This is a genomic window from Micromonospora sp. NPDC005707, from assembly GCF_040631005.1.
Classification (GTDB): domain Bacteria; phylum Actinomycetota; class Actinomycetes; order Mycobacteriales; family Micromonosporaceae; genus Micromonospora.
Window position 1 is genome coordinate 20865 of record NZ_JBEXYR010000030.1, and the last position, 10648, is coordinate 31512.

At 75.7% G+C, this 10648-nt stretch carries 1 protein-coding gene; it reads left to right on the forward strand.

The features are described 5' to 3' along the window. Window positions 1–20: 20 nt before the first annotated feature. A partial coding sequence (locus ABZ452_RS31905; RefSeq protein WP_357951016.1) for an SDR family NAD(P)-dependent oxidoreductase occupies window positions 21–10648 on the forward strand: 10628 nt, incomplete at its 3' end.

Below are 10648 nucleotides of genomic sequence, written 5' to 3' on the forward strand. Positions count from 1 at the left end.
ACCGCCGCGAGGGGCCCCACATGTCCAACGAGGAAAAGCTCCGCGACTACCTGAAGCGGGTGACCGCCGACCTGCACAGCACGCGACAGCGGCTGCAGGCGGTCGAGTCACGCCGGCAGGAGCCGATCGCCGTCGTCGGGATGGCCTGCCGCTACCCGGGCGGGGTCAGCACCCCGGACGACCTGTGGCGGCTGCTCGTCGCGGGCGGTGACGCGGTCGGTCCCTTCCCGACCGACCGGGGCTGGCACGTCGACGAGTTCTACGACCCGGACCCGGACCGGGCCGGGGGGATCTACGTCCGCGAGTCGGCGTTCCTCACCGACCCGGGCGGGTTCGACGCGGACTTCTTCGGGATCAACCCGCGTGAGGCGCTCACCATGGACCCGCAGCACCGGTTGCTGCTGGAGACGAGCTGGGAGGCGTTCGAGGGCGCCGGGCTCGACCCGACCCGCCTGGCCGGGGCCGCCATCGGGGTCTTCACCGGCGTGATCGCGCAGGACTACGGCCCGCGCACCCACGAGCAGGCCCGGTCGTACGAGGGCTACCTGCTGACCGGCACCACGACGAGCGTGGCGTCGGGCCGGATCGCGTACACCCTCGGGCTGGAGGGGCCGGCGGTGACACTGGACACGGCCTGCTCGTCCTCCCTGGTGGCGACCCATCTGGCCTGCCACGCGCTGCGCCAGGGCGAGATCACCATGGCCCTGGCCGGCGGCGCGACCGTCCTGCCGACGCCGCGCGCCTTCATCGAGTTCAGCCGGCAGCGCGGGCTCGCCCCCGACGGCCGGTGCAAGGCGTTCGCCGACGCGGCGGACGGGACGAACTTCGCCGAGGGAGTCGGCCTGATCCTGCTGGAGCGGCTCAGTGACGCCCAGCGCAACGGCCACCCGGTCCTCGCGGTCATCCGCGGCTCGGCGGTCAACCAGGACGGCGCCAGCAACGGACTGACCGCCCCCAACGGGCCGTCGCAGCAGCGGGTCATCCGCCAGGCCCTGGCCAACGCCCGCCTCACCCCCACCGACATCGACGCCGTCGAGGCACACGGCACGGGTACGACCCTCGGCGACCCCATCGAGGCCCAGGCACTGCTCGCCACCTACGGGCGGGACCGCGAGACGCCACTCCGGCTCGGGTCGATCAAGTCGAACATCGGCCACACCCAGGCCGCCGCCGGCGTCGCCGGGATCATCAAGATGGTCCAGGCCATCCGCCACGGAACCCTGCCGAAGACCCTGCACATCGACACACCCTCGTCCCAGGTGGACTGGACATCCGGCGCGGTCGCCCTGCTCACCGAGAACACCACCTGGCCCGACCACGACCGGCCCCGCCGCGCCGCCGTCTCCTCCTTCGGCATCAGCGGCACCAACGCCCACGTCATCATCGAACAAGCTCCGACGTCCGACCCGATCGACGACGACCCGGAGCCCGGCCGACCGACCGCAACCGGTGCGACGGCAGCCCGTTCGACGGCACCGCGCCCGACAGCGGCCGGGGCCGGGAGCCGGTCGTCGGAAGCCGGCGAGCTGGCGGCCGGCACCACGCCGGAGGGGCGGAATGCGGACGGCGACGCCCCGGAGATCACCGCGCCGTGGCTGCTGTCGGCGAAGACGCCGGCGGCGCTGCGCGCCCAGGCGGCCCGGCTGGCCGGACACCTCGACGAGCACCCCGACCTCGACCCGGCCCAGGTCGCGCACGCCCTCGCCACCACCCGGACCACCTTCGCCCACCGCGCCACGATCGTCCCAGCGGCGTCGCGCCCCACCGGCACCGAGCCGCACGCCGCCGCGGACCTGATCGCCGCCCTCCACGCGCTCGCCGCCGGCCGCTCGCACCCGGCGCTGGTCACCGGCGCGGCCGGAACGGTCGGGAAGGTGGCGTTCCTGTTCACCGGCCAGGGCGCCCAGCACCCCGGCATGACCGCCGACCTCTACGCCCGCTTCCCGGCCTACGCCGCCGCCCTCGACGAGGTCTGCGCCGCCCTCGACCCGCACCTGGACCACCCGCTGCGGGAAGTCATGTGCGGCACGTCCACCGACCTGCTCGGGCAGACGCTCTACACCCAGCCCGCCCTGTTCGCCGCCGAGGTCGCCATGGTCCGGCTCCTCGACAGCTTCGGGCTGCGCCCCGACGTCCTCATCGGGCACTCCATCGGCGAACTGACCGCCGCGCACGTCGCCGGAGTCCTCGACCTTGACAACGCCGCACGCCTCGTCACCACCCGCGCCCGACTCATGCACGCCATGCCCGCCGGCGCGATGCTCGCCGTCACCGCACCCCTGGACCGGATCCAACCCCTCCTGGACGCATATCCGGACGTGAGCCTGGCCGGGCACAACAGCCCCACCTCACTGGTGCTCGCCGGCGACACCGACGCCATCGAGTCCATCGCCGCCCAGCTGACCGAGCAGGGAGTGCGAGCGCGGAAGCTGCACGTCGCCCACGCCTTCCACTCCGCACACACCGATCCGATCCTCGATGACTTCCGGACCGCCGCAGCCCAGGTCACCTACCGGCCAGCCACCATCCCCATCGTGTCCAACCTGACCGGACAGCTCGCCACCGACGAACAACTCGCCGACCCCGACTACTGGACCCGCCACATCCGCGAAACGGTGTCCTACAACGCCGGCACCCAAACCCTGCACAACCTCGGCGTCACCCACTACATCGAAGTCGGCCCGGACGCGACCCTGAGCACCCTCACCCAGGAAACCCTCACCGACATCACCACCATCCCCACCCAGCAGCGCGGACACGACGGCACCACAACGCTGCTCACCGCCCTCGCCACCGCCCACACCAGCGGGCTGACCGTCGACTGGGCGCCCCTGCTCCCCAGCGGACCCGCACCCACCGTGCCGCTGCCCACCTACGCGTTCCAGCACGAGCGGTACTGGCTCACCCCGCCGGCCACCGTCACCGACGCCACCGACCTCGGCCTCAGCAGCGCCGGGCACCCGCTGCTCGGTGCCGCGCTCAGCCTCGCCGACGCGGACACCCACCTCTTCACCGGCCGGATCTCCACCGCCGCCCACCCCTGGCTCGCCGAGCACGTCATCGCCAGCACGGCCCTGCTCCCCGGCACCGCCTTTGTCGACCTCGCCCTGCACGCCGGCCACCACACCGGACACCCCCACCTGGACGACCTCACCATCGAGGCGCCGCTCGCCCTCGCCGGCAACCACGCCGTCGACCTCCAGATCGAGGTGGGGGCGCCGGACGGGGACCGCCGGCCGGTCAGCATCCACTCCCGGCCCGCCGCCGAGGAACAGGACGGGACCTGGACCCGGCACGCCAGCGGCACGCTCAGTCGTACCCCGGTCGCGCAGCAGCCGTTCCCGGCGGCGTGGCCGCCGCCGGGCGCCGCACCGGTCGAGGTGGACACGCTCTACACCGAACTGGTGGACGCCGGCGTCGGGTACGGCCCGGCGTTCCAGGGGGTACGCGCCGCGTGGCGCGCCGGCGACGTCATCTACGCCGACGTCGTCCTCCCCGAGGAGGTGACGGACGACGGGTACGGGGTGCACCCCGCCCTGCTCGACGCCGCCCTGCACCCGATCGCGTTGGGCGCGCTGCGGGACGCCCCGCCCGGCGCGCCGCCCGCGGTGCGGCTGCCGTTCGCCTGGTCCGGGGTGAGCCTGGCCGCGACGGGGGCCCGGGTGGTGCGGGTCCGGGTCGCCCCCGCCCCGGGTGGTGCCGTCGCCGTCGCGGTGGCCGACCCGGCCGGGCAGCCCGTGGTCACCGTGGAGGCGCTGGCCATGCGGGCCGCCCCCCGCCCCGGTGAGCGGCGCGGCAGCCCCCGGGACCTGCTTGCCGTGGACTGGACGCCGCTCGGCCCGCCGGCCGGCCCCGCACCGTCCCGGATCGCGCTGGTCGGCCCGGCCGCCGTCCCCGACGGCGTCACCGACCTGCGGTACGACAGCCTCACAGCGCTGGACGAGGCGCTCGCCGAGGGGGCGCCGCTGCCGGACGTGCTGGCGTTCGCCGCCCCCGCGCAGACCGGAACGGACGTGCCGGAGGGCGCGTACGAGTCTGCCCGGCAGGTCCTCGACCTGCTCCGGTCCGGGCTGGCCGACGAGCGGTACCCGGACGTGCCGCTGCTGGTGCTGACCGCGGGCGCGGTCGCGGTCGGCTCCGGGGACACCGTCGACGACCTGGGCGGCGCCGCGGTGTGGGGGCTGGTCCGCACCGCCCAGTCGGAGTACCCGGGTCGGGTGGTGGTCGCCGACCTGGACGGCCTGCCATCCTCCTGGCAGGCGCTCCCGGCGGCGCTGACCGCCGGCGAGACGCAGCTCGCGTTCCGCGACGGGGAGGCGTACGCGCCGCGGCTCGGGCGGCTTCCCGACGGCCAGCGGCTCGCCCCGCCGGCGGGGGTGGCCGCCTGGCGGGTGGACGTGCCGGCGCCGGGCACCCTGGAGAGCCTGGAGCTGGTGCCCTGCGACGCCGACGAGCAGCCGCTCGCCCCGGGGCAGGTCCGGCTGGCCGTCCGCGCGGCCGGCCTCAATTTCCGTGACGTGCTGCTGGCGCTCGACATGTATCCGGGCAGCGCGCTGATCGGCACCGAGGCGGCGGGCGTGGTGGTCGAGGTGGCCGGCGACGTCACCGGCCTGGCCCCCGGCGACCGGGTGATGGGCCTGGTCACCGGCGGGATGGGCCCGTACGCGGTGACCGACCGGCGGCTGCTGACCCGGATGCCGCCGGGGTGGAGTTTCGCCGAGGCGGCCACCGTGCCGGTCACCTTTCTGACCGCGTACTACGGCCTGGTCGACCTGGCCGGCCTGCGCCCCGGCGAGACGCTGCTGGTCCACGCCGCCGCCGGGGGCGTCGGCATGGCCGCGCTGCAGCTGGCCCGGCACTGGGGCGTCGAGGTGTACGCGACGGCCAGCCCCGGCAAGTGGCCCGCCGTACGGGGCCTCGGCGTCGCCGAGGACCACCTCGCCTCCTCCCGTACCCTCGATTTCGAGCCGGCCTTCCTGGCCGCCACCGGCGGGCGCGGCGTGGACGTGGTGCTGGACGCCCTGGCCCGCGAGTTCGTCGACGCGTCGCTGCGGCTGCTGCCGCGCGGCGGCCGGTTCATCGAGATGGGCAAGACCGACATCCGGCGCCCGGACGAGATCACCGCCGCGCACCCGGGCGTGGCGTACCGGGCGTTCGACATGATGGAGGCCGGCCCGGACCGGATCCAGGAGATGCTGGGCGAGCTCACCGCCCTCTTCCACCGGGGCGCGCTGCGTCCGCTGCCGTTCGCCGCCTGGGACGTGCGGGAGGCGCCCGCCGCGTTCCGCCACCTGGCGCAGGCGCGCAACGTCGGCAAGGTGGTGGTCACCCTGCCGGCGCCGCCGGACCCGGACGGCACGACGCTGGTCACCGGCGGCACGGGCACGCTCGGCCGGCTCCTCGCCGCCCATCTCGTGCGTACCGGCCGGGCCCGGCGCCTGCTGCTGGCCAGCCGGCGCGGCGCGTCGGCGCCCGGGGTGCCGGAGCTGGTCGCCGAACTGGAAGCGCTCGGGGCGACGGTCAGCGTCGCCGCCTGCGACACGGCCGACCCGGCGGCGGTCGCCGGGCTGGTCGCCGGGGTGCCCGCCGAGCATCCGCTCACCGCCGTCTACCACACCGCGGGCGTGACCGACGACGCCGCGCTGCACACCCTGCGCCCCGAGCAGCTGCGGGCGGTGTTCCGGCCCAAGGTGGACGCCGCGTGGCACCTGCACCGGGCCACCCGGCACCTGGACCTGGCCGCGTTCGTCCTCTACTCGTCCATCGCCGGCACGCTGGGCGGCCCGGGGCAGGGCAACTACGCGGCGGCGAACGCGTTCCTCGACGCGCTGGCGCAGCGCCGCCGGGCGGCCGGCCTGCCGGGCACCGCGCTGGCCTGGGGGCTGTGGGCCGACACCAGCGGCATCACCGGTCAGCTCGACGCCACCGACCAGGCCCGGATCGCGCGCAGCGGCCTGCGCCCGCTCTCCGCGCCGGCCGCGCTCGACCTGCTCGACGCGGCGGTGGCCGGCGGCCGGCCGGCGCTGGTGCCGGCCGCGCTCGACCTCGCCGCGCTGCGCGCCCGGGCCGCCGCCGGGCCGCTCCCGGGGATGCTGCGCGACCTGGTCCGCGGCACGGGCCGGCGGGCCGCCGCGGGCGCCGGCGGATCCGACGGGCTGGCCGGGCGGCTGGCCCGGCTCGCCGCCGACGAGCGCGGCCCGTACCTGCTCGGGGTGGTCCGCACCGAGATCGCCGCGGTGCTCGGTCATCCGGACGCGGGTGCGGTCGACCCGCGGCGCCCGTTCAAGGACCTCGGGCTGGACTCGTTGACCGCGGTGGAGCTGCGCAACCGGCTCAACGCCGCCACCGGGCTGCGGCTGCCGGCGACGCTCGTCTTCGACCATCCGACCGCCGAGGCGCTCGCCGGGCACCTGCACGAGTTGACCGACCCGGGCACCGGGCCGGCCACCACGGCGGCCCCGGTCACCACGGCGACCGACGAGCCGATCGCCGTGGTCGGCATGGCCTGCCGGTTCCCCGGCGGCGCGGACTCGGCCGACGCGCTGTGGCGGTTGGTGGCCGACGGCGTCGACGCCATGTCCACGTTCCCCACCAACCGGGGCTGGCCGGTCGACGGTCTCTACAGCCCCGACCGGGACCGGATCGGCACCACGTACACGCGGCACGGCGGCTTCGTCCACGACGCCGACGTGTTCGACGCCGACTTCTTCGGTATCAACCCGCGGGAGGCGGCCGCCATGGACCCGCAGCAGCGGCTGCTGCTGGAGACGGCCTGGGAGACCCTCGAACACGCGGGCATCGACCCGGCGGCTCTGCGGGCCACCCCCACCGGCGTGTTCACCGGCGTCGTCGCCCAGCACTACGCCCCCACCACCCAGCACGGCGCCTCGGAGGTGGCCGGCTACCTGATGACCGGCAACACCACCAGCGTGGCCTCCGGCCGGGTGGCGTACGCGCTGGGGTTCGAGGGGCCGGCGGTGACCGTGGACACCGCGTGCTCGTCGTCGCTGGTGGCCACCCACCTGGCGGTGCAGGCCCTGCGCAGCGGCGAGTGCACCCTCGCGCTGGCCGGCGGCGCCACCGTCATGGCCACGCCGGAGATCTTCCTCGAGTTCAGCAGGCAGCGGGGCCTGTCGCCGGACGGCCGGTGCAAGTCGTTCGCGGACGCGGCGGACGGCACCGGCTGGGGCGAGGGCGCCGGGCTGATCCTGCTGGAGCGGCTCAGCGACGCCCGCCGCAACGGCCGGCGGATCCTCGCCGTGATCCGCGGCTCGGCGGTCAACCAGGACGGCGCGAGCAACGGGCTGACCGCGCCGAACGGACCGTCCCAGCAGCGGGTGATCCGCCAGGCGCTCGCCGCCGCCGGCCTCGGCCCGGCCGACGTGGACGCCGTGGAGGCGCACGGCACCGGCACCACCCTGGGCGACCCGATCGAGGCGCAGGCGCTGCTCGCCACGTACGGCCAGCAGCGCGCCGGGGACGAACCGCTCTGGCTCGGCTCGATCAAGTCGAACATCGGGCACACCCAGGCGGCCGCCGGGGTCGCCGGCATCATCAAGGTGGTCCAGGCGCTGCGCCACGCGGTGCTGCCCCGCACCCTGCACGTCGACCGGCCCAGCGGCCACGTCGACTGGGACGCCGGTGCGGTGGCCCTGCTCACCGAGGCCCGACCGTGGCCGGAGCAGGGCCGGCCGCGCCGCGCGGCCGTCTCCTCGTTCGGGATCAGCGGCACGAACGCGCACATCGTCCTGGAGCAGGCCCCGGAGCCGGAGGTGGTGGCCGCACCGGCGGCGTCCGTGCCGCTGCCGTGGCTGCTCTCCGCGAAGACCCCCGCCGGGCTTCGGGACCAGGCCGCGCGACTCGTCGGGTACGTCGCCCGGCGGCCCGAGGTGGACCGGGCGGCCGTCGGCGCCGCGCTGGCCGGCGGCCGGGCGGTGTTCGCGCACCGCGCCGCCGTGCTGCCGATCCCGGACCCGACCGAGGCGCTGCGCGCGCTCGCCGAGGACCGGCCGCATCCGGCGCTGCTCCAGCACACCGCCACCCACACCGGCCGGACCGTCTTCGTCTTTCCCGGCCAGGGCGGGCAATGGCTCGGCATGGGCCGCGAACTCGCCGCCCACAGCGACGTGTTCGCCGCCCACCTCGACGCCTGCGCGGAGGCGCTGCGCCCCTACGTCGACTGGGACCTGCGCGAGGTGCTGCACGACGACAACCCCGACTGGCTGACCCGCGTCGACGTCGTGCAACCCGTCCTGTTCGCCGTCATGACCGGCCTCGCGGCGCTGTGGCGGCACCACGGCATCACCCCCGACGCCGTCATCGGCCACTCCCAAGGCGAAATCGCCGCCGCCCACACCGCCGGAGCCCTCACCCTCAACGACGCCGCCAAGATCGTCGCCCTACGCGCCCGATCACTGACGGCACTCATCGGACGGGGTGACATGGCCTCCCTCGCCCTACCCGCCGACCAGGTCACCGAACTCCTGCACACCATCACGACCGCCGACAAATCCGCCGCCACCGCCGACGGACCCGGCGCCACCCCTCGGGCCTACATCGCCACCGTCAACGGACCCAACGCCACGGTGATCGCGGGCGACCCCGACGCCGTCGCGGCGATCGTCGCCCACTGCAAGGAGCAGGACATCCCCGCCCGCATCCTGCCGGTCGGCTACGCCTCCCACACGCCGCACGTCGAAGTACTGCGCGAGGAGATCCTTGCCGCCCTCGACGGTGTCACCCCAGCCCCCGCCGACGTCGCGTTCTACTCGACGTTCACCGGCGACCGCATCGACACCGACACCCTCACCACCGACTACTGGTACGACAACCTCCGCCACCCGGTCCAATTCCAGACCGCCACCGAAGCACTCCTACGCGACGGCCACACCACCTTCATCGAGGTCAGCCCCCACCCCGTCCTCATCCAACCCATCGAGGAGACCGCCGACCAGCGCGAGATCGTCGCCCTGCCCACCCTGCGGCGCGACACCACCGGCCAGCTCACCACCGCCCTGGCCACCGCGCACACCCACGGCCTCCCGGTGAGCTGGCGGCCCCTGCTGCCCGCCGTGATCCCGCCGATCGACCTGCCCCCGTACCCGTTCCAGCGGCGGCGCTACTGGCTCACCACCCGGGCCGCCGCCGGGGAGCCGGCCGACCTGGGCCAGGGCGCGGCCGACCACCCCCTCCTCGCCGCGGCGATCGAGCTGCCCGACCAGGAGGGAGTGCTGTTCACCGGCCGGCTCACCCTCGACCGGCAGCCGTGGATCCCCGACCACGCCGTCACCGACACCGTCCTGCTGCCCGGCACCGCGTACGTTGACCTGGCCCTGCACGCCGGCCACCACACCGGACACCCGCACCTGGACGAGCTGACCATCGAGGCACCGCTCACCCTCGACACCGACAGCGACGTGCAGCTCCAGGTCGAGGTGCGCGCGCCCGACGACACCGGCCGGCGCGCCGTCACCATCCGCTCCCGGTGCGACGGCCAGGAATGGACGCGGCACGCCACCGGCACCCTCACCACCACCCCCGCCCCGGCGGAACCGGACGCCGGGCCGGCCGAGTGGCCGCCCACCACGGCCACCCCCGTCGACGTGACGACCGCCTACCCCGACCTGGCGACGGCCGGTCTCGGATACGGGCCTGCGTTCCAGGGCGTCCGGGCGGTCTGGCGGGACGGCGACGACGTGCACGCCGAGGTCCGCCTCCCCGACGAGGTCGACGTCGACGGGTACGGGCTCCACCCGGCGCTGCTGGACGCCGCCCTGCACCCGCTCGCGCTGACCGGCGACGCCGACGGCGTCCGGCTGCCGTTCGCGTGGACCGGCGTCACCCTGCACGCCACCCGGTCCCGGGAACTGCGGGTACGGCTCGTCGCCACGGGACCGGACACCGTCCGGGTGACCGCCACGGACCCCGCCGGCGCGCCGGTCGTGACGGTGGCCGGGCTGACCGTCCGCCCCATGCCGGCCGAGCAGCTACGGCACGCGGGCAACCAGAATCTGCTCCACCGGGTGACCTGGTCGCCGGCGGTCACCACCGGCGCGCTCCCGCCGGCCGTGCCGCCGGTCCTCGATCTGGACGGCCTGGCGGCTCTCCTGGCCGCCACCGAGCCCGTGCCGGAGACCGTCCTCGTCCGGGCCACCGCTCAGGAGGCGACGGGTGAGCCGGCGGCCGTGCACGAGGTGGTCGAGCGGACCGTGGCCGCGCTGCAGGCGTGGCTGCGGGAGGACCGCGCCGCCGACAGCCGGCTGGTCGTGCTGACCCGGCAGGCCGTGGCGGCCCGTCCCGGCGACGCGGTGTCGGACCTGGCCGGGGCAGCGCTGTGGGGGCTGCTCCGCAGCGCCCAGGTCGAGCACCCGGACCGGTTCGTCGTGGTCGACACGGACGACCACCCGCGCAGCGCGGAGGCGCTGCGGGCGGCGACGGCGACCGACGAACCACAACTGGCGGTACGCGAGGGCGCGCTGCTGGCCCCCCGGCTGGCCCGGTACCGGGCCGTCGAGGCCGCGGCTCCCGCCGCGCTGGATCCGGAGGGGACGGTCCTGATCACCGGCGGCACCGGCACCCTCGGCGCCCTGCTCGCCGAACACCTCACCACCACCGGCCGCACCCGACACCTCCTCCTCACCAGCCGCCG